26 protein-coding genes are annotated in these 26597 nt (G+C 70.6%); 16 read left to right on the top strand and 10 right to left on the bottom strand.

The features are described 5' to 3' along the window. From resB to ACQEU8_RS15330, 3 genes are read left to right on the top strand one after another with little or no spacing between them, the layout of a single operon-like run. The gene (resB, locus tag ACQEU8_RS15340) at nucleotides 1-1797 is read left to right on the top strand and encodes a cytochrome c biogenesis protein ResB (RefSeq protein WP_433100864.1); all 1797 of its coding nucleotides are present in this window, start codon (nucleotides 1-3) and stop codon (nucleotides 1795-1797) included. Further along, nucleotides 1794-2912 carry a c-type cytochrome biogenesis protein CcsB gene (gene ccsB, locus ACQEU8_RS15335; protein WP_433100862.1) on the top strand — a complete coding sequence of 373 codons (1119 nt, stop codon included), beginning with the start codon at nucleotides 1794-1796 and terminating at the stop codon, nucleotides 2910-2912. The genes resB and ccsB overlap by 4 nt, the downstream gene beginning before the upstream one ends. Nucleotides 2913-2971: 59 nt before the next feature. Further along, the gene (locus ACQEU8_RS15330) at nucleotides 2972-3562 is read left to right on the top strand and encodes a hypothetical protein (RefSeq protein ID WP_433100860.1); all 591 of its coding nucleotides are present in this window, start codon (nucleotides 2972-2974) and stop codon (nucleotides 3560-3562) included. Between the two features lie 67 nt (nucleotides 3563-3629). On the opposite strand, the gene ACQEU8_RS15325 is transcribed toward ACQEU8_RS15330, so the two are convergent. Continuing rightward, nucleotides 3630-4043, bottom strand: coding sequence for a PLD nuclease N-terminal domain-containing protein (locus tag ACQEU8_RS15325; RefSeq protein ID WP_433102418.1), 414 nt, complete (start codon nucleotides 4041-4043; stop codon nucleotides 3630-3632). Between the two features lie 146 nt (nucleotides 4044-4189). On the opposite strand from ACQEU8_RS15325, the gene ACQEU8_RS15320 reads away from it, so the two are divergent. Continuing rightward, nucleotides 4190-5641, top strand: a complete 1452-nt coding sequence (locus ACQEU8_RS15320; RefSeq protein WP_433100858.1) for a menaquinone biosynthesis decarboxylase — start codon at nucleotides 4190-4192, stop codon at nucleotides 5639-5641. After that, nucleotides 5638-6561 carry a menaquinone biosynthesis prenyltransferase MqnP gene (gene mqnP, locus ACQEU8_RS15315; protein WP_433100856.1) on the top strand — a complete coding sequence of 308 codons (924 nt, stop codon included), beginning with the start codon at nucleotides 5638-5640 and terminating at the stop codon, nucleotides 6559-6561. The genes ACQEU8_RS15320 and mqnP overlap by 4 nt, the downstream gene beginning before the upstream one ends. Before the next feature lie 45 nt (nucleotides 6562-6606). Here mqnP and ACQEU8_RS15310 read toward each other — a convergent pair whose 3' ends face one another. Together ACQEU8_RS15310 and ACQEU8_RS15305 are read right to left on the bottom strand one after the other, a co-directional pair. Continuing rightward, on the bottom strand, nucleotides 6607-7212 hold the full coding sequence (locus ACQEU8_RS15310) for a rhomboid family intramembrane serine protease (RefSeq protein WP_433100854.1): 606 nt from the start codon (nucleotides 7210-7212) through the stop codon (nucleotides 6607-6609). 213 nt (nucleotides 7213-7425) lie between these two features. After that, nucleotides 7426-8640 (bottom strand): hypothetical protein, encoded by a 1215-nt coding sequence (locus ACQEU8_RS15305; RefSeq protein WP_433100852.1) that lies wholly within the window; start codon nucleotides 8638-8640, stop codon nucleotides 7426-7428. A 141-nt stretch (nucleotides 8641-8781) separates the two neighbouring features. Between ACQEU8_RS15305 and ACQEU8_RS15300 the strand changes: the two genes are divergently transcribed. From ACQEU8_RS15300 to ACQEU8_RS15255, 10 genes are all read left to right on the top strand, one after another. Next, on the top strand, nucleotides 8782-9456 hold the full coding sequence (locus ACQEU8_RS15300; protein ID WP_433100850.1) for a UbiX family flavin prenyltransferase: 675 nt from the start codon (nucleotides 8782-8784) through the stop codon (nucleotides 9454-9456). Nucleotides 9457-9498: 42 nt separating this feature from the next. Beyond that, nucleotides 9499-9951: an Lrp/AsnC family transcriptional regulator gene (locus ACQEU8_RS15295; RefSeq protein WP_243084147.1), complete on the top strand. Its 453-nt coding sequence runs from the start codon at nucleotides 9499-9501 to the stop codon at nucleotides 9949-9951. A gap of 92 nt (nucleotides 9952-10043) precedes the next feature. Continuing rightward, nucleotides 10044-10997 carry a radical SAM protein gene (locus ACQEU8_RS15290; RefSeq protein ID WP_433100847.1) on the top strand — a complete coding sequence of 318 codons (954 nt, stop codon included), beginning with the start codon at nucleotides 10044-10046 and terminating at the stop codon, nucleotides 10995-10997. 50 nt (nucleotides 10998-11047) lie between these two features. After that, on the top strand, nucleotides 11048-11743 hold the full coding sequence (locus ACQEU8_RS15285; protein ID WP_433100845.1) for a UdgX family uracil-DNA binding protein: 696 nt from the start codon (nucleotides 11048-11050) through the stop codon (nucleotides 11741-11743). Between the two features lie 107 nt (nucleotides 11744-11850). Next, nucleotides 11851-12207: a DUF4229 domain-containing protein gene (locus ACQEU8_RS15280; protein ID WP_433100843.1), complete on the top strand. Its 357-nt coding sequence runs from the start codon at nucleotides 11851-11853 to the stop codon at nucleotides 12205-12207. 403 nt (nucleotides 12208-12610) lie between these two features. After that, complete coding sequence (locus tag ACQEU8_RS15275) at nucleotides 12611-13987, top strand: dicarboxylate/amino acid:cation symporter (protein ID WP_433100841.1); 1377 nt, start codon at nucleotides 12611-12613, stop codon at nucleotides 13985-13987. 185 nt (nucleotides 13988-14172) lie between these two features. Further along, on the top strand, nucleotides 14173-14820 hold the full coding sequence (locus tag ACQEU8_RS15270; RefSeq protein WP_433102417.1) for a TetR/AcrR family transcriptional regulator: 648 nt from the start codon (nucleotides 14173-14175) through the stop codon (nucleotides 14818-14820). 139 nt (nucleotides 14821-14959) lie between these two features. Further along, complete coding sequence (locus ACQEU8_RS15265) at nucleotides 14960-16834, top strand: AMP-dependent synthetase/ligase (RefSeq protein WP_433100839.1); 1875 nt, start codon at nucleotides 14960-14962, stop codon at nucleotides 16832-16834. A 110-nt stretch (nucleotides 16835-16944) separates the two neighbouring features. Beyond that, on the top strand, nucleotides 16945-17835 hold the full coding sequence (locus ACQEU8_RS15260) for a hypothetical protein (protein WP_433100837.1): 891 nt from the start codon (nucleotides 16945-16947) through the stop codon (nucleotides 17833-17835). Nucleotides 17836-17951: 116 nt separating this feature from the next. Beyond that, nucleotides 17952-18953: a zinc-binding dehydrogenase gene (locus ACQEU8_RS15255; protein WP_433100835.1), complete on the top strand. Its 1002-nt coding sequence runs from the start codon at nucleotides 17952-17954 to the stop codon at nucleotides 18951-18953. A gap of 94 nt (nucleotides 18954-19047) precedes the next feature. On the opposite strand, the gene ACQEU8_RS15250 is transcribed toward ACQEU8_RS15255, so the two are convergent. The 6 genes from ACQEU8_RS15250 to ACQEU8_RS15225 form a co-directional block, all read right to left on the bottom strand. Further along, nucleotides 19048-19977 (bottom strand): TauD/TfdA dioxygenase family protein, encoded by a 930-nt coding sequence (locus ACQEU8_RS15250; protein WP_433100833.1) that lies wholly within the window; start codon nucleotides 19975-19977, stop codon nucleotides 19048-19050. Nucleotides 19978-20198: 221 nt separating this feature from the next. Further along, complete coding sequence (locus ACQEU8_RS15245; protein WP_433100831.1) at nucleotides 20199-20642, bottom strand: thioesterase family protein; 444 nt, start codon at nucleotides 20640-20642, stop codon at nucleotides 20199-20201. Further along, nucleotides 20639-21604, bottom strand: coding sequence for a 3-hydroxyacyl-CoA dehydrogenase NAD-binding domain-containing protein (locus ACQEU8_RS15240; protein WP_433100829.1), 966 nt, complete (start codon nucleotides 21602-21604; stop codon nucleotides 20639-20641). The genes ACQEU8_RS15245 and ACQEU8_RS15240 overlap by 4 nt, the downstream gene beginning before the upstream one ends. A 694-nt stretch (nucleotides 21605-22298) precedes the next feature. Then, nucleotides 22299-23213 (bottom strand): 3-keto-5-aminohexanoate cleavage protein, encoded by a 915-nt coding sequence (locus tag ACQEU8_RS15235; RefSeq protein WP_433100827.1) that lies wholly within the window; start codon nucleotides 23211-23213, stop codon nucleotides 22299-22301. 25 nt (nucleotides 23214-23238) lie between these two features. Then, nucleotides 23239-24174: a TetR family transcriptional regulator C-terminal domain-containing protein gene (locus ACQEU8_RS15230; RefSeq protein ID WP_433100825.1), complete on the bottom strand. Its 936-nt coding sequence runs from the start codon at nucleotides 24172-24174 to the stop codon at nucleotides 23239-23241. Between the two features lie 132 nt (nucleotides 24175-24306). Next, nucleotides 24307-24582 carry a hypothetical protein gene (locus ACQEU8_RS15225; protein ID WP_433100823.1) on the bottom strand — a complete coding sequence of 92 codons (276 nt, stop codon included), beginning with the start codon at nucleotides 24580-24582 and terminating at the stop codon, nucleotides 24307-24309. A gap of 161 nt (nucleotides 24583-24743) precedes the next feature. Here ACQEU8_RS15225 and ACQEU8_RS15220 point away from each other — a divergent pair, with 161 nt between their 5' ends. After that, nucleotides 24744-25373 carry a TetR family transcriptional regulator gene (locus tag ACQEU8_RS15220; protein WP_433100821.1) on the top strand — a complete coding sequence of 210 codons (630 nt, stop codon included), beginning with the start codon at nucleotides 24744-24746 and terminating at the stop codon, nucleotides 25371-25373. Between the two features lie 170 nt (nucleotides 25374-25543). On the opposite strand, the gene ACQEU8_RS15215 is transcribed toward ACQEU8_RS15220, so the two are convergent. Continuing rightward, nucleotides 25544-26527 carry a helix-turn-helix transcriptional regulator gene (locus tag ACQEU8_RS15215; RefSeq protein WP_433100819.1) on the bottom strand — a complete coding sequence of 328 codons (984 nt, stop codon included), beginning with the start codon at nucleotides 26525-26527 and terminating at the stop codon, nucleotides 25544-25546. Nucleotides 26528-26597: the final 70 nt, after the last annotated feature.

Below are 26597 nucleotides of genomic sequence, written 5' to 3'. Positions count from 1 at the left end.
ATGAGCACGACCGGTACCGGCAAGGGCACCGCCGCGGCGGCAGCCGACGAGGCCGGTGACGCGACCCGGGCCGAAGCCGACAACGCGGCCGACGCCGACAAGGCGACCGAGGCCGACAAGTCGACCGACGCCGCGGGTGAGCGCGAGGCCACCGCCCAGCTCTCGACGGCCCCCAGCGAGGAGAAGCTGAACGTTCCCTCGCTCGGCCCGCTGGGCTGGCTGCGCTGGTTCTGGCGGCAGCTCACCTCGATGCGGGTGGCGCTGATCCTGCTCTTCCTGCTGTCGCTGGGCGCCATACCGGGCTCCGTCATCCCGCAGACGTCCGTCGACGCGCTCAAGGTCGAGCGGTTCCGCGAGGAGCACACCACCCTCGCTCCGCTCTACGACAAGCTCCAGCTGTTCGACGTCTACACGTCGGTCTGGTTCTCGGCGATCTACATCCTGCTGTTCATCTCGCTGGTGGGCTGCATCGTCCCGCGCACCTGGCAGTTCATCGGCCAGCTGCGGTCCCGTCCGCCGCGCGCCCCGCGCCGTCTCGACCGGATGCCGGTGTACGCGACCTGGCGCACCGACGCCGAGCCGGAGCAGGTGCTGGGCGCTGCCCGCGCGCTGCTGAAGCGCAGGCGGTTCCGTACGCACCAGGACGGCGACGGCGGGTCCCGCGGCGATGCCGTCGCCGCCGAGAAGGGCTATCTGCGCGAGGTGGGGAACCTGCTCTTCCACATCGCGCTGATCGTGCTGCTGCTGGCCTTCGCCTCCGGGCAGCTGTTCAAGTCCGAGGGCCGCAAGCTGATCGTGCAGGGCGACGGGTTCTCCAACGTCCTGACGCAGTACGACGACTTCCGGTCCGGCTCCCTCTTCAGCGCGGACATGCTCGACCCGTTCGGCTTCCGGCTGAAGGATTTCCACGCCAGCTACGAGGAGAGCGGCCCCAACAAGGGCACCGCACGCGACTACCGCGCCGACGTCGCCTACACCGAGGGTGCGAGCGGCAAGGAGAAGCACACCACGATCAAGGTGAACCACCCGCTGGAGATCGGTTCCTCCAAGGTCTATCTGATCGCCAACGGCTACGCGCCCGTGGTCACCGTCAAGGACGGCAAGGGCAACATCGCCTACCGCGGCCCGGTGCCCTTCCTCCAGCAGGACAACAACCAGACGTCCAGCGGTGTGGTGAAGGTCACCGACTATCTGGACGCCAAGGGCCGCAAGGACCAGCTCGGCTTCCAGGGCTTCTTCGTCCCCGACTTCGAGCCGCACAGCGGCACCATGTTCTCCCAGTCGCCCAGCCTGAAGAACCCGGCGATGTTCCTGACCGCCTACCACGGCAACCTGGGCGTCGACGGCGGGCCGGCCCAGAACGTGTACCAGCTGGACACCGAGAACATGACGAAGTTCAAGGACAAGGACGGCAGCCCCTTCGCCAAGAAGCTCACCCCCGGCGACACCATGACCCTCCCGAACGGGGCCGGCAGCCTCCAGTTCGACGGCGTCAAGCAGTGGGCGAACTTCCAGGTCTCCCACCAGGTCGGCAACGACTGGGCGCTCGGCGGTGCCCTCACCGCCATCGCGGGGCTCGCGGGCTCCCTGTTCATCCAGCGCCGCAGGGTGTGGGTGCGGGCCTACGCGGCCGACGACGGGCGTACGGTCGTCGAGCTGGCCGGGCTCGGCCGCAGCGAGTCGGCCCGCCTGCCCGACGAACTCGCCTCCCTGGCCACCGACATGCAAGACGCGGCCCCCGTCGCGTCCCCGGACACCGCCGATCCTGCTGACGCCCCCGAAGGAGCAGGCAAGTGAACCTCCTCGCAGCCGAACCCAACGAGCAGCTCGCCCAGATCAGCAACTATCTGATCTATTCGGCGATGGCCGTCTATGTGCTGGCCTTCTTCGCGTACATCGCCGAGTGGACGTTCGGCTCGCGCAGCAAGGTCGCGCGTACGGCCGCCGCGCTGACGAAGAAGCCGGCGGCGGAAGGGGCCGTTCCGGCCCAGGAGTCCGGCGTCACCGTACGGGCCAGGGAGGAGGGCGGCGGCACGGCCGTACTGGAGAAGCCCGCACCGCCGAAGATCGTCACCCGCTCCAGCAGCGGCCGCCGCGGCGATCTGCCCGACGGCCCCGGCGCCGCCGCGGGCGACGAACAGGGCGACATGTACGGGCGGATCGCCGTCTCGCTCACCGTGCTGGCCTTCCTGCTGCACGCCGGCGGGGTGCTGACCCGTTCGCTGTCCGTGCAGCGTGCCCCCTGGGGCAACATGTACGAGTTCTCGACGGCCTTCTCGATGGTCGCCGTCGGCGCGTACCTCGGCTTCCTGCTCGCCAAGAAGAACGTCCGCTGGATCGGGCTGCCGCTGGTCACCACCGTCCTGCTGGACCTGGGCCTGGCCGTCACCGTCCTGTACACCGACAGCGACCAACTCGTCCCGGCGCTGCACTCCTACTGGCTGTGGATCCACGTCTCGCTCGCCATCATCTGCGGCGCGCTGCTCTACCTCGGCTTCGTCGCCTCCGTGCTCTACCTGTTCCGGGACGGCTACGAGTCGCACCTGCTGGCCGGGCGGAAGCCGGGGAAGCTGCGCAGCTCGATCATGGAGCGGCTGCCCTCGGCGACGTCGCTGGACAAGTTCGCCTACCGGATCAACGCGACGGTCTTCCCCTTCTGGACCTTCACCATCGTCGCCGGTGCCATCTGGGCGGGCGACGCCTGGGGACGCTACTGGGGCTGGGACCCGAAGGAGGTCTGGTCGTTCATCACCTGGGTCGCCTACGCTTGCTACCTGCACGCGCGTGCCACAGCGGGCTGGAAGGGCCGTAAGGCGGCGTATCTCGCACTGCTCGCCTTCGCCTGCTTCCTGTTCAACTACTACGGCGTCAACATCTTCTTCAACGGCAAGCACTCGTACGCCGGAGTCTGAGGGGCCCTTCCCCAGGGGCCGGCTCTCTCCGGCGTGCCGGACGAAGGCAAGGCGGAGCTATGAGCACCGAAAGCCGTCCTGGGACCGTGGCCTCCCTGCCCTACGACATCCCGTACGGGACCGCGCGGAGCAGCGCGGACGGTGCGGCGCACACGGTCGGCTTCGAGCTGTCGTTCCCGCACCCGCTGGAGAGCGTTTGGGCGGCGGTCGCCACCCCCGCAGGGCTGCGGGGCTGGCTGGCCGCCGCCGACCCGTTCGAGCCGGGCCCCGGCGGAGCGGTGACGCTGCGCTGGCTGAACGGCGACCATACGGGCTCCGCCGACGAGGGCGGCCCCGCCTCCCCGGAGGGGGTCGCCGCACCGGGGCGGATCACCGCCTGGTCGCGCAGACGGCTCGCCGAGTACACGGTCGACGGGCGCGGCTCCTTCGGCTTCACCCTGCGCGGCTCCCTCGACGACGACCGCACCCGGGTCCGCTTCCGCAACGACTTCACGGGCGACGCGGAACGGGTCCTCGACGTCCTCGCGGGCTGGCACCAGCACTTTGAGTTGCTCGCCGACGAATTGCGGGGGCACCCCATGGACTGGTCCACCTGGACCCCCGCCCGCTTCGCCGCGCTCCGCGCGGAGTACAGCTCTTCTCGCGGCTGAGCCCTCTCTCGGGGCTGAGCCTCTTGTCGCCGCTTCCCGAGAAGAGTTCGCGGCGAGAAGGAGCGCGCTACTCGTCGCGGTCCTGCCGATTGCGGAGCTCCTCGTCCGGGCGGTCCGAACGGGGCGGCTCCGCGCGAGGCGGCTCCGCGTCATTCCGCGGCTCCGCATCCTTCGGCGGCTCGCTCCCCGAAGGGGGCTCCGCAGGGGACTGGCCCAGGGACTTGAGGAAGTCCGGATTGTCGTCCGGGGCAACCCAGCGCCGCTCATCGGCACGCACCGCGCCATACGGCGCGTTCCGGCGTGGGCGGCCCACCAGGAACCAGGCGATGGGCCCCAGCAGGACCTGCCCGAACAGCAGGATGATGATGACCCACACCACCTTCGGCAGCTTGCGCACCTCGTTCTCCGGGGTGTTCAGGCAGTCGATGAAGGCGTAGATCCACAGGGCGAGGACCAGAAGAAAGGGCAGGAGCCTGATGATCACGCGGAACGCCCCCTGGGTGCGAGATGCCGCCGGACGGATGCGGGGTGGGGGCCCGGCGTGCGGGTCCCCACGGGGCCAGCGTAATGGCCCGGGCCAAACCCCCGGCGCTCAGGGCGCGGACATCAGGGAGGATACTGAGGCGTATGGCATACGACGATCTCCGTTCGCTGCTGCGAGCCCTGGAGCGTGACCGCGACCTCGTACGGGTCAGGGCCGAGGTCGACCCGCACCTCGAGGTCGGGGAGCTCGTCGACCGGGTGAACAAGGCGGGCGGCCCCGCGCTGCTGTTCGAGAACGTCAAGGGCTCGGACATGCCGCTGGCCATGAACGTCTACGGAACCGACCGCCGTCTCCTCAAGGCGCTCGGCCTGTCCTCGTACGACGAGATCAGCGAGAAGATCGGCGGCCTGCTCAAGCCCGAGCTGCCGCAGGGCTTCGTGGGCTTCCGGGAGGCGTTCGGGAAGCTCGGCGCGATGGCGCACGTGCCGCCGAAGAAGGTGAAGGACGCGCCCGTCCAGGAGGTCGTCCACCAGGGTGACGAGGTGGATCTGGACCGGCTGCCGGCGCTGTTCACCTGGCCCGAGGACGGCGGCTCGTTCTTCAATCTGGGCCTCACCCACACCAAGGACCCCGACACCGGCGTCCGGAACCTGGGCCTCTACCGGCTCCAGCGGCACGACCGCCGCACCATCGGGATGCACTGGCAGATCCACAAGGACAGCCGCAATCACTACCAGGTGGCGGCCCGCCGCGGCGAGAAGCTGCCCGTCGCCATCGCCTTCGGCTGTCCGCCCGCCGTCACGTACGCCTCCACAGCGCCGCTCCCCGCGGACATCGACGAGTATCTGCTGGCGGGCTTTCTGCAGGGCAGGCGCGTGGAGATGGTGGACTGCAAGACGGTCCCGCTCCAGGTGCCCGCCGCCGCCGAGGTGGTGCTGGAGGGCTGGCTGGAGCCGGGCGAGATGCGGCCGGAGGGCCCGTTCGGCGACCACACCGGCTTCTACACGCCGCAGGAGCCCTTCCCCGCGCTGACCATCGACTGCGTCACGATGCGGAAGCGGCCGCTGCTCCAGTCCATCGTGGTGGGCCGCCCGCCGACGGAGGACGGGCCGCTGGGCCGGGCCACGGAGCGGTTCTTCCTGCCGCTGCTGAAGATCATCGTGCCGGACATCGTCGACTACCACCTGCCCGAGTCGGGCGGCTTCCACAACTGCGCGATCGTCGCCATCGACAAGCGCTACCCCAAGCACGCGCAGAAGGTGATGCACGCCATCTGGGGCGCACACATGATGTCGCTGACCAAGCTCATCGTCGTCGTGGACAAGGACTGCGACGTACGGAACCTGCACGAGGTGTCCTGGCGGGCGCTGGGCAACGTGGACTACGCCCGTGACCTGACGGTGGTCGAGGGCCCCGTCGACCACCTCGACCACGCCTCCTACCAGCAGTTCTGGGGCGGCAAGGCAGGTATCGACGCCACCCGGAAGCTGCCCGAGGAGGGCTATACACGCGACGGCGGCTGGCCGGAGATGATCGAGCCGGACCCGCGGGTGGCCGACCTGGTGAGCCGCCGCTGGAAGGAGTACGGACTGTGAGCGGGAGCACAGCCGAGGGGGTGCTGGGCCCCGGTCCGGGCGCGGACATCGGGCGGGTGCGGGCCTTCCTCCGCCTCGTCGTCATCGAGCACTCGGTCTTCGCGCTGCCGTTCGCCTATATCGCCGCGCTCACCGCGATGTTCCGCGACAGCCGCAGCGTCCACTGGTGGCAGCTGTTCCTGGTGACCGTCGCCATGGTGGGAATGCGGACGTTCGCGATGGCCGCCAACCGGATCATCGACCGCGAGATCGACGCCCGGAACCCGCGCACCGCCGGGCGGGAACTGGTCACCGGCGCGGTGTCGGTCCGTACGGCCTGGACGGGCGCCGTGGTCGCTCTCGTGGTCTTCCTGGGCGCTGCCGCCCTGCTCAACCCGCTGTGCCTGGCGCTGGCGCCGCTCGCCGTGCTGCCGATGGTGGTCTACCCGTACGGGAAGCGCTTCACCAACTACCCGCACGCCATCCTGGGGCTCGCCCAGGCCATCGGGCCCACCGGCGCCTGGATCGCCGTCACCGGCGCCTGGTCATGGCACGCCGTCGTGCTCGGCCTGGCCGTGGGCATCTGGATCGGCGGCTTCGACCTGATCTACGCCTGCCAGGACGTGACGGCCGACCGCGCCAACGGCGTCAAGTCCGTGCCCGCCCGGTTCGGCACCGCCGCAGCGCTGTACGCGACCCGGGCGGCCCACCTGGTCACGGTGGCGCTGCTGCTCGCCTTCGGCCTGCTCACCCACGCGGGGGCCTTCTTCTGGTTCGGCCTGCTGATCGTCGTCGTCGCCTTCCTCTACGAGCACACCATCGTCCGCCCCCACGACCTCTCCCGCCTCAACCGCGCCTTCTTCCAGGTCAACAGCTTCATCGGCATCGCACTGTTCGGGTGCGCGCTACTGGATCTGGCGGTGCGGGGGCTGGCCCTCTGAGCCGCCCGCCCACCCGCGTACCGGGCGGGCGGCCGCGGTCAGGCGTCAGTGCCAGGAGGGTTTGCCCTCGGTCAGGGCGCGGGGTTCGGCCGTGAGGCGGGCGGCGAGGACACCGCCGATCAGGCCGAAGAGGTGGCCCTGCCAGGAGACGCCGGCTTCGGTGGGGAGGACGCCCCACAGGATGGAGCCGTAGAAGACGGCGACGACCGTGCCGAGGGCGACATCGGTGATCCGGCGGTCCACGAAGCCGCGGGCCAGCAGATAGCCGAAGAGGCCGAAGATCAGGCCGGAGGCGCCGGCGGTGTTGCTGTGCGCCGGGGCGATCAGCCAGACGCCGAGGCCGCTGACCGCGACGATGATCGTGGCGACGGCGAGGAAGCGGCCCACCCCGCGCAGCGCCGCCAGGAAGCCGAGGATCAGCAGCGGCAGCGTGTTGGCTATCAGATGCTCGAAGCCGAAGTGCATGAAGGCGCTGGGGATCACATCCACCAGCTCGCCGATACGGCGGGGCTCTATACCGAAGGTGTCCAGCGCGTTGCCCGACGCCTGGTCCACCGCCTCCAGCACCCACAGCAGTGCCACCCAGCCGATGATCAGCTTCCCGGCCGCCATCGCCTTGGCGCCGCCCGAGCCGTCCGAGCCCTTCGCCATGCTGCCCTCCTCGCGGGGCGTCCCCCGCTAGGACATACCCCGTCACGTTCTATAACGGCGAACGGTGTGCTGAGGGTTCCCGAGCGTCGACAGCTACTCCGTTGTGCCGGTGAGGGGGTGCCCCTGGCCGAAGTGCGCGGGCTGCAGATTGCGGCGTGGCTGGTCGCGCAGTTCCCCGCGCCCCTTCGGGGCGCACCCCGCCCCAGGATGGCCTCAGATGTCGCCCGTGCCCAGGGCGCCGTACATCACGGCGGCCAGCAGGTCCTGCGGCTTCAGCTCGCTGACCCCGTCCGGAGCCTGTACGGAGACGGCGTCCCCGCTGCCGAAGTCCAGCCGCAGCGGGAGGTGCACCTTCCGGGCCTGCTTGCCGCTGAGGAACTGCTCCAGGTCGACGGTGAGCCCCGTCAGCTGGCCGCGCCGGATCTGGAGGTCGGCGCTGACGGTCCTGTCGGGCACCGTCGACGGATCCAGCCGGGCGCCCAGCGCCTCCAGGGCCCGCGACAGGTCGGGGGCCGCGCGGCGCGCCGGCATGGAGACCGTCACATGCTCGGCGCCGCCGTACTCGCCCGCCTTGCGGAACCGCGCGTGCTTGCCCAGGGTCTTCTCCAGCCCCTCCAGGAACTCGCGCTCGGACTCCCCGTTGAGGGCGCGGCCCGCGGCCGTCGCACGGCTCAGCCGCTTGCTCGTCTCGTCGCTCTGATCGGAGCCCTCTGCGGCGTGCCGCTGGGACCCGCCCCGCTGCTGCCCGTGCCTCTCGCCCTTGTCCTCCTCCGCGGTGATCTCCTGTGCGGCACGCGCGAAGTCGTCGAACGACTCCGGGTCGATCTCGACCCACCTGCCCTTGAGCGCGTCCTTGGCCGAACCGAGCGTCGTAGGAAGGTCCTTGGCCAGCGAGACGATCGTACGGGCGCGGTGCCGGTCCGCCTTCGAGCCGCCCGTCTGCGCGACGAGGGAGCGCAGGTTCATCCGTACGTACAGCTTTTCCTCGACCGACTTGGTGGCCAGTACGTCCTTCCCGCCGAAGTTGACGGCCGCCGCGAACCGGAGGCGTTCGGAGCGGCTCAGCTCCTTGAGGGGGGTCTCCTCGCGGTCGGAGCCGACGGCGAAGGTGAGTTCGCCGCGGGTGAGGAGCCGCGCCGCGTGCCGGACCGAGCCCTCGTCGTCGCCACCCGCGGCGCGCAGGAACTTCTCCGCGTCCGCCCTGCTGCCGTCCACCGACACCAGCACCGAGGCGGAAGGCTGATCGCCCAGCTTCTCGAAGGCGTGCTTCACCTTGAGCCCCGTGGTCACCTTCTCGGCCATGGAGCAGCCGCTGACGGCAACGGCCAGCACGGTCGCACACGCCGCCGCCGCGGCGACCTGACCCGTGTGCCGTACGTGACTGACGTGCCGTCGACTGCTGACGTGATAAGGGCGGGTGACAGGCATGCCCTTGAGGTTACGCGCTCCCGTCCCGGCGGGAGAGGCGCCCTGTAAGGGGCGCGGGGAACTGCGCGACAAGCCCCGACGTAGCCGCAGCCTGCGGACGTCGGACAGGGGCACCCCCTCACCAGTCGTAGGCTCTCAGGCGTGAACGCTAATGGACGGGTCCCCTGGATCGTGGGGGTTTCCGGCGCATCGGGAACCCCCTACGCGGCGGCGGTCATCAGGGCACTGCTCACCGCAGGCGAGGACATCGACCTCATCGTCACCCGCGCCTCCCGGCTGACGATCCTCGACGAGACGGGGCACCCCTTCCGCGACGCCCACGCGGAGCACGACCTGCGCCGCTGGCTGGCCCGCGGCGCAGACGGCACCCCGGACGCGTTCGACGTCGACCCGGCGCGGGTGCGGCACTGGTCCCCGGGCGATCTGGCGGCGGGCCCCTCCTCCGGCTCGTACCCGGTCAAGGGCATGCTGGTGGTCCCGGCGAGCACGGCGTGCGTGGCCGGTGTGGCGCTGGGGCTCTCGAAGGATCTGCTGCAACGGGCGGCGAGCGTGACGCTCAAGGAGCGCCGCCCGCTCGTCCTCGCCGTACGGGAGACCCCGCTGAACGGTCAGACGCTGCGGCACCTGGTCACGCTGGACGAGGCGGGCGCTGTGGTGCTGCCCGCGTCGCCCGCCTTCTACGCCGGCGCCCGGCACATCCAGGACCTGGTGGACTTCGTGGCGGGGCGGGTGCTGGACGCGGCGGGGGTGCCGCACAAGCTGTACAGGCGGTGGGAAGGGGAGCTTGGTCGGGGCGGCACCGGGCCGATGCCTTAGATTCGTTCCCCGGACTTCTACGTACAGGAGGCAGCGGCATCCATGGACGCGGTGGACAGGCAGCTCATCCAGGCGCTGCGCGAGAACGGCAGAGCGTCCTACGCCGAACTGGGGCGGCTGGTGGGGCTGTCGGGCCCCAGCGTCACCGACCGGATCAACCGGCTGGAGGCCGCCGGGGTGATCACCGGCTACCGCGCGACCGTCGACGCACCCTCGCTCGGTCTGGGGGTGACGGCGCTGATCGGCATCCAGCTCTCCGACGCCACCGACCACGAGGAGGTGGCCACCCGGCTGCGTGACCTCCAGGAGGTCGAGGACTGCTGGTTCATCGCCGGTGACGACTCGTACATGCTCAAGGTGCGGGCCGGTGACGTGGACGGGCTGGAGCGCACCATCCGCCGGCTGTCGGGCACCAAGGGCGTCTCGCGGACGCGGACGACGATCGTGCTGTCGACCAAGTGGGAGAACAGGGTCGGGGAGCTGCCCGAGGAGTAAGGGCCCGCGGAGGCCGGCGTAGTGTCGGCCGGGCGCGCGAATCATCAGGAACGATCACGAAGAAGCACCGAGGCAGGCAGGTGGCGCGAGGAATGGACGCGGCGGACATCGAGCGGAAGGTCCGCTCCGGTGAGCGGCTGACCCGCGAGGACGGCATCGCCCTGTACGACTGCGACGACCTGGCCTGGCTCGGCGGCCTCGCCCACCAGACGCGGACCCGGCACAACGGCGATGTCGCGTACTTCGCCGTCCACCGGACGCTGGAGGTGACCGATGTCGCGGAGGCGGTCGAGCGGGCCACCCGGTGGGCCGCCGACGGCGTCACCGAGGTGCGGCTGACCACCGGCGGCGAGACGGCGCGGAGCGACCTCGCCCGTGTGGTGCGTACGCTGCGGGGCGCGCTGCCCGAGAACGTCGCCGTGACGGTGAGCACCGCCGACGCCGGGGCGGCCGATGACCTGGACGAGCTGGTGGACGCCGGCCTGGCCGCACTGTCCGCCGAGGGCCAGGACCTCGCCTGGGACGAGGAAGCGCGCGTCCACCGGCTCGCGCACCGTAAGGGCCTCCCCACCGCGTGCGCGATGCGCTACGGGAGCACTCACGACGCCGCCGGCCGCGAAGCCTGCGTGGAGCGGGTACTGCGGCTGCGCGAACTCCAGGATGAGACCGGCGGGTTCCACGTCTTCGTACCGCTGCTCCAGGACGGACCGCAGGGCGCGACCGGTGCGGAGGTCCTGAAGACCTTCGCCGTCGCACGCCTGCTTTTCGACAACGTGCCGCATGTGGCGGTCGACTGGGCGCTGCACACCGAGCAGACGGCACAGCTGGTCCTCCAGCACGGCGCTGACGAAATGGCCGGGCGCGTCGTGGACGACGAGACCGAGCCGGAGCACGACGCCGACGCACTCACCCGCGACGACCTGCTCGAACTGATCCGCGACACCGGCTTCCACCCCGTCCAACGCGACACCCACTACGCCGCGCTGCACACCTACGAGGGCCCCGACCCACAGCGCCGCGAGACCCCCCAGCCCATGCGGGTGTAGCGCGCATTCCGGCCGTGAGAACCCCCGGAATCGGGGGTACCGCGAGCCGTATGGCAGCGAAGAAGCCCGCGGACAGTGACCGGCCGGAGGAGGCGTACGACGCGACGCCGTTTCTTCCCGAGCCCGAGCGGCGGGTGAGCGGTAACGCGGGGTTGAAGGCGTTGCGGGAGGCGGCGGCGGGGTGTCGGGGGTGTCCGCTGCATGAGAACGCGACGCAGACCGTCTTCGGCATCGGCGACGCGCATGCCCGGGTCTTTCTCGTCGGGGAGCAGCCCGGGGACCAGGAGGATCAGCGCGGCGCGCCGTTCGTCGGGCCGGCGGGCCGGATGCTGGACCGGGCGCTGGACGAGGCGGGCATCGACCCCGCGCAGACATACGTCACCAACGCCGTCAAGCACTTCAAGTGGGCGTACGAGGAAGGGCGCGGCAAGCGGCGTATCCACAAGCCGCCGACGCTGCGCGAGATGGCGGCCTGCGGACCGTGGCTAGCGGCCGAGCTGGCGCTGACCGAGCCCGAGGTGCTGGTCGTGCTGGGTGCGACGGCGGGGAAGGCGCTCTTCGGCTCGTCGTTCCGGGTCACCAAGGAGCGCGGTACGTGCACGGAACGTGAGGTGCACGGGCGTATCGAGCACGTCGTCCCCACCATCCATCCCTCGGCGATCCTGCGTGCGGGTGACGAGGACCGTGCGGAGGTCTACGGCGGCTTCCTCGCCGACCTGCGGGTGGCGGCGCGGATGCTGGAGTGAGGGCGGCGCGGGCCCGGGGGAGGCGCGGAGGGCCGACGAAGATCGCTTCCGGGGCTGTGCTTGACTGGTGAGGAACCACGAAACGCCCAAATGCATGGAGACTCCCCGTGAGCAGCAGCACCTCGCACGCGACGCTCCGCTACACCGCCATGCGGATCGGCATCTTCGTCGGCTGCCTCGTCTTCGTCGGGCTGCTGACATACCTCGGCGTCATCCCCGCCGGGGTCGGCAAGTCGAATCCGATCTGGGTGGTGCTCCTCGCGCTCATCATCTCGGCGCCGCTGAGCTACGTGCTGCTGCGCAGGCAGCGGGCGGCCATGGCGGAGCAGATCGCGCAGGGCGTGGGCAAGGCCAAGGAGCGGCTGGCGGCCAACCAGAGCCAGGAGGACGAGGTTCCGGACGCGCAGCCGAAGGCGAAGGCCAAGGCCAAGGCGCAGGCCGAGCCGGGGGCCGGCTCCGCCTGAGCACACCGCGCACACCGGGGGTGTTGTAACCCTCGTCACACCGTCGTCGGCGCCCCGCCGGGAATGAGCTTTCCCCGACGGGGCGTTGAGCTTTTCCGTAACTGTCCCCCAAAGGAGAGCTTTGGGTAAGCCAAAGACGGAGTGTTAGCGTGACGGCCATGACGAACGCAGCCACCACTTCCGACGCGCGCCTGGGCCGCCGTGGCCTGGCGCTCGTGGCGCGGCTGCATGTCGATCTCTGCCGCTGTATGTCGGCGACCTGTCGCTGACAGCGCGGCCGGACTACCCTCCGGCGCGACCGCATCGCCCGCGACCGCACCCACTGCGACGCACCGTCCTGCGATCTCCTGCTCGCGACGTCCTGTCCCCACAGTCCGCTTCCTGACGCCCCCGGAGTCTGTCCGTGTCTTCGTCCTCGTCGTCCGCGTCGTCCCCGTCGGCTGCCGCCGACACCGCCGCGCCTGAAAAGCGCTCCCGCATACCCAAGGTGCCGTTCTGGGCGCAGATCCTGCTCGGTCTCGTACTCGGCGTGGTCCTCGGCTGGGCCGCGCGCAACTGGGACGTGGCCTGGCTCGGCACCACCCTCACCAAGGTCGGCGAGATCTTCGTCCAGCTGCTGAAGCTGGCCGTCGCGCCGCTGGTGTTCTTCGCGATCACCATCTCCATCACCAACCTGCGGAACGTGCACAACGCGGCACGGCTCGCCACCCGCACCCTGCTGTGGTTCATGGCGACCTCGCTGATCGCCGTGGCGATCGGGCTGGTCATCGGCCTGCTCACCAACCCGGGCTCCGGCACGGGTCTTTCGGCCAAGGACGCCGCCAAGCCCGACACCCAGGGCTCCTGGCTGGACTTCCTCACCGGGATCATCCCGACCGACGTCATCACGCCGTTCACCGAACTCCAGGTGCTCCAGATCGTCTTCATGGCGGTCGTCGTCGGTATCGCCGCGCTCAAGCTGGGCGAGAAGGCCGAACCCATCCTGAAGCTGGGCGAGTCCGTGCTGGCGCTGCTCCAGAAGGCGCTGTGGTGGATCATCCGGCTGGCCCCGATCGGCACCATCGGCCTGATCGGCACCGCCATCAAGGACTACGGCTGGGATCTGATCGGCAGCTACGCGACCTTCACCGCCGACATCTACATCGGCTGCGCGCTGGTCCTCTTCGGCGTCTACCCGCTGCTGCTCGGCACCGTCGCCAAGGTCAACCCCATCCAGTTCTTCAGGGGCGCCTGGCCCGCCATCCAGCTGGCGTTCGTCTCCCGCTCCTCGGTGGGCACCATGCCGCTCACCCAGAAGGTCACCGAGCGGCTCGGTGTGCCCAAGGAGTACGCGGCGTTCGCGGTGCCGTTCGGCTCGACGACGAAGATGGACGGCTGCGCCTCCATCTACCCGGCGATCGCGGCGATCTTCGTGGGGGAGTTCTTCCACGTCGACATGGGCATCAAGGAGTACCTGCTGATCGTCTTCGTCTCGGTCATCGGTTCGGCCGCCACCGCGGGCCTCACCGGCGCGACCGTGATGCTGACGCTCACCCTCTCCACCCTGGGTCTCCCGCTGGAGGGCGTCGGGCTGCTGCTGGCCATCGACCCGATCCTGGACATGATGCGGACGGCCACCAACGTCGCGGGCCAGGCGGTGATCCCGGTGCTCGTCTCGGCCAAGGAGAAGATCCTGGACCGCGAGGCGTTCGCCTCCGCGCGCAGCTTCTCCATCGAGGAAGCCGACGACACCACCGGCCCGCGCCCGGCCACCACCCGGGAATCGGTGGCAACAACCTGACCTGAAGTTTTCCCTCGCTCCCGCGTACTGACTCGCGCCCCCGGCTGCACCGCCGGGGGCGCGTACCCTTTCGGGGAGCCGGAGTTGGTGGGGGAACGGCGCGCTGTCCGAGTCGGCGTGGCCGGTCCGGTGAGGGGGTCACGGGGCATACGGGGAAGGGATGGAAGCGCGTGGGGCAGAAGCGCATGCCGCGCGAGGTGAGGGAGCGACAGATGCTGGACGCCGCGGTGGCGGCGTTCGCGCGGCAGGGGTACCAGGCCGCCTCCATGGATGACATAGCCGAGGCGGCGGGCGTCTCGAAACCGCTGGTCTATCTGTACCTCAAGTCCAAGGAAGACCTGTTCATGGCCTGCGTGCGGCGTGAGGTCGGGGCGCTGGTCGCGGCCGTACGGGAGGGCACGCGGGAGCGGGGGCTGAGCGCGGACCAGCAGTTGTGGAAGGGCCTGACGGCGTTCTTCGCCCACACCGCCGCCCGTCCGGACGGTGTCGCGGTGCTCTACCGCGCCCGTACGCAGGGTGAGCCGTTCGCCCGTGAAGTCGCCGCCATGCGGGTCGAGGTCGTCACGATCGTGACGGCGTTGCTGGGGCAGGCGGCGCAGGACGCGGGCTGCGACAGCGAGTTGGCCGAACGCGAGGTCTCCGGGCTCGCCCACGCGCTGGTCGGCGCCGCGGAGTCGCTGGCCGAGTGGGCCAACTCCCGTACCGCCGAGCACTCCGGCACTCCGTCCGCCGGGGAGACCGCGGCGACGCTGATGAACTTCTGCTGGTCGGGCCTGGAGAACCTGATGAAGGGCCGGCGCTGGGTGGTGCGGGGCGCCGAACGGCACGGCTGACACCCCCCCCCCGCACCGGGGTGTGTGCGTTCGATGAAGGTGGCTACCGGGTGTTCCCCTGGCCGCACCGGGTCCCGTAAATTTACCTGTCGGTAAGGTTACCGTTACGTCAGGAGTTTGGCCGAGGACGGAGCAACCGGTGGAACTGGTCGAGCCGCACAAGAAGGTGGAGGGCGGCAGGGTCCGCGAGGTCTCCGTCCCGCCGCTGGCGCCGAGGGTGACCAGCGGCTCCCTCGCCGACATCCCCTTCACCAACGCCGCCGAGGCTCCCGACGAGCCGGCCTTCAGCCGCAAGGGCCGGGACGGCGCGTGGTGGGACATGGCGGCCCGCGACTTCGCCGCCGAGGTGCAGGCGATGGCCAAGGGCCTGATCGCGCTGGGCCTGCGGCCGGGGGACCGGCTGGCCATCATGGCCCGTACGACCTACGAGTGGACTCTCACGGACTTCGCCGCCTGGGCGGCGGGCCTGATCACGGTGCCGGTCTATCCCACCTCGTCGGCGTCGCAGGCCCGGCACATCCTGCAGGACTCCCGGGCGCGGGCCTGCTTCGTGGAGGACGTCGAGCAGACCCGGATGCTCAGCGCCGAGCGCGGCAATCTGCCGGCGCTGGAGCATCTGTGGCAGTTCAGTTCGGGCGCGGTGGGTCATGTGGTGGACGCGGGCCGGGAGATACCGGACGCGCTGGTAACCGAGCGCCGCGCACAGCTGGGCCCGCGGACCATCGCGACGCTCATGTACACCTCCGGCACCACGGGCCCGCCCAAGGGCTGTGTGCTCACGCACGGCAACTTCTTCGCGGAGGTCGACAACGCGATCGAGCTGCTGCACCCGGTCTTCAAGGCGCGGTACTCCGAGCCGGCCTCGACGCTGCTGTTCCTGCCGCTGTCCCATGTGTTCGGCAGGATGGTGGCCATCGGCTGTCTGCGGGCGCGGGTGCGGCTGGGGCACGCGCCGAGCATCAAGACCGAGGACCTGCTGCCCGATCTGGCGGGTTTCGCGCCGACGTTCCTGCTGGGCATCCCGTATGTGCTGGAGAAGATCTACAACACCGGCCGGGCGACGGCCGAACAGCTGGGGCGGGCCTCTTCCTTCGACCGGGGCGCGCGGATCGCCCAGCGCTACGGGGAGGCGGTCGAGGCGCAGGAGCACGGCTTCGGCACCGGGCCCGGATTCGGGCTGCGCGCCGCACGCGGCCTGTACGACGCGCTGATCTACCGCCGGATCCGCGCGGCGCTGGGCGGCCGCTGCCGGTATGTGATCTGCGGCGGCTCCCCGCTGGGCCACCGGCTCGCGGCGTTCTTCGAGGGCGCGGGCGTCACGGTCTACGAGGGCTACGGCCTCACCGAGACGACGGCGGCGACCACCACCACGCCGCCGCTCAAGCCCCGCCTCGGCACGGTCGGCTGGCCGGTGCCCGGTACGGCGCTGCGGATCGCGGACGACGGTGAGGTGCTCATCAAGGGCGACCACGTCTTCGCCGGCTACTGGGACGCCCGTACGGAGAGCGTGGTCCCGCACCGGGACGCGGAGGGCTGGATGCCGACAGGGGATCTGGGGGCGCTCGACTCGGAGGGGTATCTGAGCATCACCGGGCGCAAGAAGGACGTCATCATCACCTCCGCGGGCAAGAATCTGGCGCCCGCGCCGCTGGAGGACTGGCTGCGTGCGCATCCGCTGGTCAGCCAGTGTCTGGTGATCGGCGACAACCGGCCGTTCGTCTCGGCGCTGGTGACGCTGGAGCCGGACGGGCTCGCACACTGGCAGCGGATGCACAAGAAGGAGCAGCTGAGCCAGGCCGAGCTGCTCGTCGACCCGGATCTGCTGCACAACCTCCAGCAGGCCGTGGACGAGGCCAACTCGCTGGTGTCGCGGGCCGAGTCGATCCGCAAGTTCACCGTGCTGCCACGCGACTTCACGGAGGAGGACGGGCATCTGACGCCGTCGATGAAGCTGCGGCGTGGGGCGATCGTGCGGGACTTCGCGGCGGAGATCGACCAGCTCTACGCGCGCTGAACGGGCATCCCGAGAGTCATCCCTTGGCCAACGGCGGTACCGTGAGGCAAGCGCCAGGTACAGCACGGTCGGGGGACGGGATACACCTCCCTCGCCGGGAGGGACACGGGATGACGACACCCCCGCAGCCGCCGAACCAGCCCCCGGGCCGGCCTCCGGGCGGCGGTGGCTTCGGCCCGCCGTCCGCGGGCGGCTTCGGCCAGCCCGCCGGCGGCCCCGGTGCCCCGGGCGGTGGCTTCGGCCAGCCCGGATTTCCCACCCCGTACGGCAGTCCGCCGCCCCCGCCGCCGAACCGGAGCAACAACAAGGTTGTCGGCATCGTCGTGGCCGCCGTCCTGGTGGTCGCGCTCGCGGTGGCGGGCACGCTGCTGGCCGTCTCGGGCGGTGACGACGACAAGAACGACTCGGCCGACAACAAGGCCCATTCGGAGTCGTCCGAGTCCCCCTCCGACGAGCCTTCCGACGAGCCCTCGGCGGACGACGAGCCGACGCCGAGCCCGAGCGAGTCGAAGACCACCTACGAGCTGAAGTTCCCCAAGACGCTGGAAGGCGGCCAGTACCGGCTCCGTAAGGACCTCAGCGACTCGGTCGACTCCGCGGGCCCGGGCGAGGAGGCCCATCTGGGCTCCTACTCCAACTCCTCCGACACCTCCCGCCTGCTGTACGGGGCTGCCTCCGGCGAGGACTACGGCAATCCGGAGTTCTCCAAGAACCAGATGATGAACGGTATGGAGACGGGCGCGGGTATGTCGGTGGCCGTCAAGCGCCGCGACATCACCCCTGCCGGTGGCGACCCGCTGACCTGCGAGGTCCTGGTCAAATCGCAGGCCGGCCGGAAGCTGACGATCCCGGTCTGTGCCTGGAGCGACCCGGGCACCGCCGCCTACGTCGCCAAGGACAGCGCCGACACCTACTCGGTCCCCCCGAAGGACGTGGACCTGGAGGCTTGGGCGGACCGGGTCAGCGACATACGGGACGAGGTAAGGACACCCGCGAACTGACCGGTGCGGCCACCGTCCAGTTGACTTGAACCGATGTTGAAGTTGAAGACTGCTCTCCTGTCCGGCCGCCGGTCATCGACACCCCGGCGGTCATCTGCACAAGGAGAGTGGTCGCGATGCGTGGAATCCAGGTGCGGCGGTTCGGAGCCCCCGACGTCCTCGAGGTCGTCGAACTGCCCGATCCCGTCCCCGGTCCTGGACAGGCCGTCATCGAGGTGGCGTACGCCGACGTCATCTTCCTGGAGACCAGGATCCGGCACGACGGTGCCTTCTTCGCGCCGCCGCTGCCGTATGTACCCGGCGGCGCGGTCGGCGGGCGGATCGGCCCGCTGGGCGAGGGCGTCGACGCCGCCTGGCAGGGCCGGCAGGTCGTCGCCAAGACCGTCCCGCCCGCCGGGTCGGCAACCGGCGGCGGCTACGCACAGCGCGCACTCGCCGAGACCGGGGCGGCCAGTGTCGTCCCGCACGGGCTGGACCTCCGCGAGGCGACGGCGCTGGTGCACGACGGCCCCACCGCCGTACGGCTCTTCGACAACGCCGTCAGCACCGGCGCGCTGCGGCCCGGCGCCTGGGTGCTCGTCCTCGCCGCGGCCGGCGGACTCGGCGCACTGCTGGTGCAGCTGGCGAAAGCCGCCGGCGCACACGTGGTCGCGACAGCACGCGGCGAGCGGAAGCTGAAACTCGCCCGCGAGGAGCTGGGCGCCGACGCCGTCGTCGACTACACCCGGCACGACTGGACCGACCAGGTGCGCAGGACGGTCGGCGAGCCGGGCGTCCATGTGGTGTTCGACGGCGTGGGCGGCGCCATCGGCCACGCCGCGTTCGAACTCACCGCGCGCGGGGCCCGGTTCTCCGCGCACGGCGCGGCCTCCGGCGGCTTCACGGAGCTCGACGCGACGGCAGCCGCGGAGCGCGGGGTGACCCTGGCCGGTATCGACCAGGTCCAGTTCTCCGCGGCCGAGGCCAAACCGCTGCTGGACCGCGCCCTGTTGGAGGCGGCGGCAGGACGGCTGCGCCCGGTGATCGGCCAGACCTTCGCGCTGGAGGACGCGGCGAAGGCACACGCCGCGATCGAGGCCCGCGACGCGCTGGGCAAGACGCTGCTCACCGTAGGGTGAGAGGGATCCGGAAAGGCATTCGAGAACAGCCCCTCCGGAAAGGCTCCGTCCGCCCCCTTCGGGGGGAGGGGGCGGACGGAGCGGCTGAGGGATCTCAGAAGGGGCGGTCACCCACGATGGCCACCCGCTCGGCCACTCGCCGGTGCGGCGCGTAGTCGAACAGGGCGTAGTGCTGGGTGGCCCGGTTGTCCCAGAACGCGATGTCCCCGGGCTGCCAGGCGAACCGCACCTGGTACTCGGGAACATGCGCCTGCCGCACCAGCTCGGCCAGCAGCCGGTCGCTCTCCGCGCGCTCCATGCCCACGATGTGGGTGGTGAACGAGGTGTTCACGAACAGCATCCTGCGGCCCGTCTCCGGGTGCGTACGCACCACCGGGTGCTCGACCGGCGGGAACTCATCCTGGAGTTCGGCCAGCCGCTCCGCCGAGGTGAACCGCGCGAAACCGGGGATGAAGTCGTGCACGGCTGTCGCCCCGTCGATCCGCTCTCGCACCTGCGACGGCAGATTGTCGTACGCCGCCGCCATGTCCGCCCACATGGTGTGCCCGCCCAGCGGTGGCACCTCCCGCAGCTGGAGCACGGCACCCATGGCCGGCCGCTCACGGAAGGTGACATCCGTGTGCCATACGTTCTCGTACGTGGGCCGGGCCGCGGCGCCCTTCTCGAAGCGGACGATCTCGTCGCTGGAGCCGCGTGCCAGCAGCGGGTTGGTCTCCAGATCGCCCCAGTTCCGGGCGAACGCGGCCTGCTGCTCGGGGGTGAGGTTCGCGCCCCGGAAGAAGAGCACCTTCCACTCCAGCAGCGCCCGGTTCAGCTCGTCCCGCAGCGCGGGGCCCAGCGGCCGGGACAGATCGGCGCCCCGGATCTCCGCGCCGATCACCCGGGTCTGCGGCACGACCTCGATCAGCTCATAGGGCCGCTCCTCCCAGTTCTCCGGGAACGGCCGCAGAATGCGCACCCCTTCGTACAGGCCGCCCTCGGGCACGCGGGCTTCACGAAGGGTGGCGGGGGCAGTGATGCTCATGGGTCCTCCAGCGGATCCGGTCGAATTGGTGGGCCAGCACCGACCGCGCCGACGCGCGGCGGCTCCGTGACTCCCGCACGGGAGCCGAGGCCACACCTAGAGACCGGACCGCTCGCACCCACGCCGCCACGGGACGCCGTGGCGTCCGAGCGGGGAAGTGGAGTGCGCGACCATGCTGCTCATTGTGGGATTCGCACTCCGAATCGTCAACGTCGCGCAGGTCAGCCAACGGCGGCGATGGCGCGGCCCGCCCACTGCGGAGGCTCCTCGACGAGCGCGGCCAGCCGCTCCCGTACCTCCTCCGGAAAAGCGACGCTGCCCTCGTCCCCCACATGCAGCGCGAACAGCTCGCTCGTGGCGACCGTACGATCCTCGACGTATATCTCATGCGCGAAGCGCAGCTTCTTCCCGGCCACGCCCAGAACCCGCGTACGCACCGCGAGCGACGCCCCCTCCGAAACTTCGCTCACATACCGCACATGCGCCTCGACGGTGTACAGCGAGCACCCGGTGCTCTCCCGGTACGTCGGTCCCAGACCCACCGCGTCCATCATCGCGTCGGTCGCATGACCGAAGACGAGGACGTAGAACGCCTCGCTCATATGGCCGTTGTAGTCGATCCACTCGGGACGGACCGTCTGCTCGAACAGCGGCAGCCGCGTCATTCGGCACCACCCTTCGCCCCACCGGGCAGCCGGCCGGTGGCCCGCAGTACGTCGATGACGCCTTGGTCCCGCTCGGCGACCAGCTCGGCGATGCTGCGCCCGGCGGCCGCCTCCTCGCAGCCCGCCACCATCGCGTCCCGCAGCGCCGAGTCCAGCTCGGGCGCCTCCAGCCTGGTCCACGGCGACTTGAGGGACGGCCCGAAGTGGTCGAGCATGTGGCCCATCCCCCCTTCGCCGCCCGCCAGCGCGAACGTCAGACAGGGCCCCATGAACGCCCAGCGCAGCCCCGGCCCCTCGGTGATCGAGTCGTCGATCTCCTTCACCGTCGCCTCCCCGTTGGCGACCATGTGCAGTGCCTCACGCCACAGCGCCTCCTGGAGGCGGTTGGCGATGAATCCCGGCAGCTCCCGGTCCATCGTGATCACCGACTTGCCCGCCACCTCGTAGAACCGCGACGCCCATGTGACGGCCGCACGGTCGGTGCGTCGGCCTCCGGCCACCTCCACGAGAGGGATCAGATACGGGGGGTTGAACGGGTGCCCCACCAGGAGTCGGCCCGGGTTCGCCGCCTCGGTCTGCATGTCGGTCATCGGGTAGCCGGACGTGGATGAGGCGATGACGACGTCGCGCGGCGTCGCCGCGTCCGTCCTCGCCAGCAGGTCCCTTTTGAGCTCCAGCTTCTCGGGTGCGCTCTCCTGAACGAACTGCGCCTCCGCGCAGGCCTCTTCGAGTGAGCCCGCGAATCGGAGCTGCTCCTTTGAGGCCCCCTCGGCGAGCCCCAACTGGGTGAGTGCCGGCCATGCCGCGTCCACCAGTCGGCGCAGCTTCTCCTCTGCATCCGGCGCGGGGTCCCACGCCGTCACTTCATATCCGCGGGCCAGAAAGTGGGCGACCCAGCCGCCCCCTATGACCCCTGCGCCGATGCACGTTATGCGGGTTACCTCGCTGGGAGGGGAAATCATTGTGAGGGTCTCCTTTTGTGCTCTGCCTTTGAGGGCTCGTCGCTTGTGGGGGCACGTGGGTTGGTGGGGGCACGTGGCTCGTGGGGGCACGTGGGTGGGTGGGGGTGTCGGCTCGGGTGGGTGGGGGTTCGTGGCGGTGCGGGGTGGGTGGGGTTGGTGGCGGCCTGGGGTGGGTGGGGGTTGGGGGCGGCTCCCCCCGCCTGCCGCCGGGACGGCTGGCTTGTGGGGGCACGCCCCCTATCGTTTTCGGCTGTCGCCGAGGGGTCGTGTCGGGGGGCTCCGCCCCCCAACGGCCCCCCGCTAGGTGGGCTTCGCCCCCCTAGGACCCCCCTTCCGCAAATCGCCTAGCCATTGACGTAAGAGCAGCCCGCCTGTGAGCTGCTGCCTTTTGTCTGCGGGTGGCGCCCATATCTGGGGTTGGAGCAATGGGGGCTGTTATCCACCCCAGATATGGGCGCCACCCGCAGCGAATAGTCCTGGAGCGGGGGCGGAGGTCGAATTGTTCGTAGGGAAGGCATGGGGTCGGGGGGGCTCCTAGGGGGGCGGAGCCCCCGTAGCGGGGGGCAGTTGGGGGGCGGAGCCGCCCCAACGCCTGTCCGGCGAGGACCGGGGGTTTGGGGGCGGAGCCCCCAACAGAGGGAGGGGGCCCAAGGTTGGGCCCTCAGCCACCACCTCCCCCACCCACCCGCGGCCCTCAACCACTGGCGGCGGCCCTCCCAACCCGCGCGGGGAGCCCAAGGCGCGCACGGGCCTCATCCGCGGAGGCCACCGACACTCCGAGGTCCTCAACGACACGGACAGCCCTCTCGACGAGTTGCCCGTTCGTCGCCTTCACCCCCCGACTCAGATACAGGTTGTCCTCCAACCCGACCCGCACATTCCCGCCGAGCAGAATCGACTGCGCCACCCACGGCATCTGCATCCGCCCCAACGCGAATGACGCCCACTGCGCACCGGGCGGCAGGAAATTGACCATCGACTGAAGCACACCGGGATCGGCCGGAGCCCCCCACGGAATACCCATGCACAGCTGGAAAAGCGTCGGCTGATCCAGCAGCCCCTCCTCCAGCAACTGCTTGGCGAACCACAACTGCCCGGTGTCGAAGATCTCCAACTCCGGCTTTACGCCGAGCTCCTGGATCCGCCGAGCACCCTTCCGCAGCATCTCCGTGGTGGAGACATACAGCTGATCGCCGAAGTTGAGCGAACCACAGTCCAGGGTGCAGATATCGGGCAGCAGATCCTCCACATGCGGCAGCCGGTCGAGACCGCCGACCAGATCCGTACCGTCCAGCGCGCCCTTCTCCAGCGGCTGATCGGCGTCGAGCACCAGGTCACCGCCCATGCCGGCGGTCAGATTGATGACGACGTCCGTGCCCGTCTCCTTGATCCGCTCCACGACCTCGCGGTACAGCCTCCGGTCCCGCGAGGGCGCACCGGTCTCCGGGTCGCGCACATGGATATGTACGACGGCCGCACCCGCCTCCGCGGCCTCGACGGCCGAGGCGGCTATCTGCTCGGGAGTAACGGGCACATGCGGACTGCGCCCGACGGTGTCACCGGCACCTGTGAGGGCGCAGGTGATGATGACGTTCTCGTTCATGGGCATGGCAAGCGATCCCTCCGTAGGACACTCAGTCCGCGGCAACGGACAGCAATTCGGTACGCACATACGCGAGCAGCGCCGCGTACATGTCGTCGGGACTGGTCCCGTCCTCCGCTCCGGGGGCGCTGGCCAGCACCTGAGAGGCCAGCCCGTCGACGAGCGCGGTCAGCCGCAGCGCGCTGAACTCGGGGTCCACCTCGCGGAAGACGCCCTGTGCGATACCGCGCCGGATGACATCGGCGACGGTGGTGCGCCACTGCCGGTAGTACTCGACATGCAGGCGCCCGATGGCGGTCGAGCGGGCGGCCTCGGCCCACAGATCCAGCCACACCAGCCACTGCCGCCGCTGCTGCTCGGTCCGCGGCGTCTGCAGGGCGAGCAGCTCACCCAACTCGGCCTCGGTGTCCTCGGCAGCACCGGCCTCGGCGATCCGCGCCGCGCGGCTGGCGGTGTCCTCGTCCATGCACCAGCGCACGGCCGCCTCCAACAGCTCGGCACGGCCGGGGAAGTGGTAGTGGATGGCGGCGGTACTGGTGTTGCACGCGGCGGCGATATCGGCCACCCGTACGGCGTGGAAGCCATGTTCCGCGATCAGTCGCACCGTCTCCCGCACGATCTGCAACGGACGCCCTGAGGACGGAAGTACAGGCGCCCGGGCCGCCGCGTCATCCTTCGGCCCCGCGTCGCCGACCCCCGCGTGAGCGGCCCCCGTGTGGGCGACCCCCGTACTGCCGGAGCCGAGCAGCCATCCGGCGTCGACCTGCCCCGCGTCCGCGATCCGGGCCAGTTCCGCGACGGTGAAGCGGCGGGTGCCGCTGAGCGACCGGGAGAGCTTCGACGGGTCCATCACGATCCGCCGGGCGAACTCCCGCTGACTGCATCCGGCGGCCTCGATGACCTTACGGACACGCTCGGCGATCTCGCCCGCCCCGTCCTGGATCCGGTCGCCCGCTGTGTTCGGCATGCGGCCACCGTACGAGCGCGTTGAGATAACCGCAACAGCTGCTAGCTCAACAGCCAGTATTTGCCCTGATAGATCCCGTAAAGGAAGACTCGTTGCGCCACTGACTGATGTGCCAGTCAGGAGCGCAACGCCTCACTGGTCCCGGTGCCACTCGGGCGAACCGCCCCCAGCCCGGCGCAGCGCACCCAGCCGTGCGTTCGCTTTGAACAGCGCCGGTATCAGTACGTACGCGGAGACCGGCACGACGACGGCCGTGAGGATCAGCGTCCGCAGGGGGAGCGGCATCGTGGCGGTCGCCGGGCCGAGCAGGCCGAGGGCGACGGTGATGGTCGGATAGACGGCGAGCCAGGTGATCAGCGCCCGGCGGTGTACGGACGGTGCTGCGGGGGTCGGCGGTGCGGCGGGCACGGGTTCCTCCAGGTGGGACGGGAAGGGCGGCCGAAACGGGAACGGCGGTTGGAGCGGGGAACGGCGACCCCTCCCAAAACTCCAACCGGCCGGTTGGAGTTTGGCATGCGGGCGGGGCCATGTCCAACCGGTTGGTTGGAGTTCTCGGCTAGGCTGGCCCCATGGCCTGGGACACCGCACGCACCAAGCAGCGACTCCTCGACGCCGCCGTCGAGGAGTTCGCCGAGTACGGCCCGGAGGGCGCCCGTATCGCCCGCGTGGCGGCCGGCGCGGATGTCAACAAGGAGCGCATCTACCAGTACTTCGGCAGCAAGGAGAAGCTGTTCGTCGCCGTACTGAGGAGCGAGATGGAGCGGGTGGCCGCCGCCGTGCCGTTGACCGGCGACCAGGCTGCCGATCTCGGCGACTACGCGGGCCGCCTCTTCGACTACCACCGCGCCCATCCGCATCTGGCCCGGCTGCTGGCCTGGGAGGGGCTTCAGCGCCGGCACCAGGACCGGGTGGTCTCCGAGGCCGAGCGCACCGGGCGCTACCAGGAGAAGGCCGCGGCCCTCGCGGAAGCCCAGCGAGCGGGCGCCCTCACCACCGCCGCCTCGCCGGGCGCCCTGACGCACGCCGTCATCGCGCTGACCGCCTCCTGGTTCACCCTGCCGCAGGTGGCCCGGATGCTCGTCCCGGCGGACGGCGGGAGCTCGGACGACACCGACGGTGCCCTCGCGGCACAGCGCACCGCGCTCGTCGCCCTGGTACGTCAGCTGGCAGGACAGAGCCAGGCCGCCTCCGCAAAGTGACGTCATAGCCAGTCATCGATGGTGGCGCCGTCCGCCCGGAACGCGACCACCAATCCGGCGAACCTTTCCCCGCGCCCCCGAAAGGGGCGCGGGGAACTACAACGCAACCCGCGCCCCGCAAGCGTCGGCCAGGGGCACCCCCTCACCGGACGAGGCGGTGCCCCTTTCGGTCAGGGCTCCGCCCAATAGCGCGCCGTCACCGCGCGCACCGCTTCGATCATGGCGTCCCGCAACGCAGGCGGTCCCAAGACCTCCGCCTCCGCGCCGAGGCTGAGCAGATCGGAGACGGCGACCGGCTGCGACTCGACGGCCAGCTCGACCTCGACCCACCCGTCCGCGTCGGCGGGCCCCGCGCTTTCCAGCGCACGCTCGCCCTGCGTACCGAACTTGGCCGGGAGCAGCCGTCTGCCCTGCGGGGAGAGCCGAACCCGGGCCACGTCCTGCCGGAGCATCGCCTCCAGACGGCGTGCTGACGCCTCCCAGTACGCGGCCAGATCGAAGCCCGCGGGCCGGTCGAAGGTCTCCTCGCCGGTGCTGACCTCCACCAGCCGGGAGATCCGGTACGTGCGTACGGCCTCCTCGTCCGTACCGGCGGCCACGGCCACCGCGTACCAGATGCCGCCCTTCAGGACGATGCCGAGCGGGCGCAGTTCGCGCTGTACCTCGCCCCGCCAGCGCCGGTAGCGCACGTGCAGCACCCGCTGCTCCCACACCGCGCGGGCGACCTGCGGCAGATACGGCACCGGGTCCGCGTCCCGGAACCAGCCCGGCGCGTCCAGATGGAACCGGTCCTGGATGCGCCGGCTGTGCTCCGCGAGCGGGGCCGGGAGGGCGGCGCGGACCTTCAGCTGTGCGGTGGTCAGTACGGCGCCGATCCCCAACTCCTGGGCCGGGCCCGGGAGACCGGACAGGAAGAGGGAGCCGGCCTCGGAGTCGGTCAGCCCGGTGAGCCGGGTGCGGTATCCGGCCATGAGGCGGTAGCCGCCCGCCGGGCCGCGGTCGGCGTAGACGGGGACGCCGGAGCCGGCCAGCGCCTCGATGTCGCGGTAGACGGTGCGGACGGAGACATCCAGCTCGGCAGCGAGTTCGGGCGCCGTCATCCGGCCGCGGTTCTGCAACAGGAGGAGCAGCGAGAGGAGCCGGTCGGCGCGCATGCCGTCATTCTCGCGCCCCGGTTTCCGGTACCTGACAGAAGGTGTCAGGTACGACCGTGAGGATGCCGGT

The sequence above is a fragment of the Streptomyces sp. CA-250714 genome, assembly GCF_050936705.1.
Classification (GTDB): Bacteria; Actinomycetota; Actinomycetes; order Streptomycetales; family Streptomycetaceae; genus Streptomyces.
Note: the sequence above shows the minus strand (reverse complement) of the source record. Positions and strands in the feature narration are given on the sequence as shown.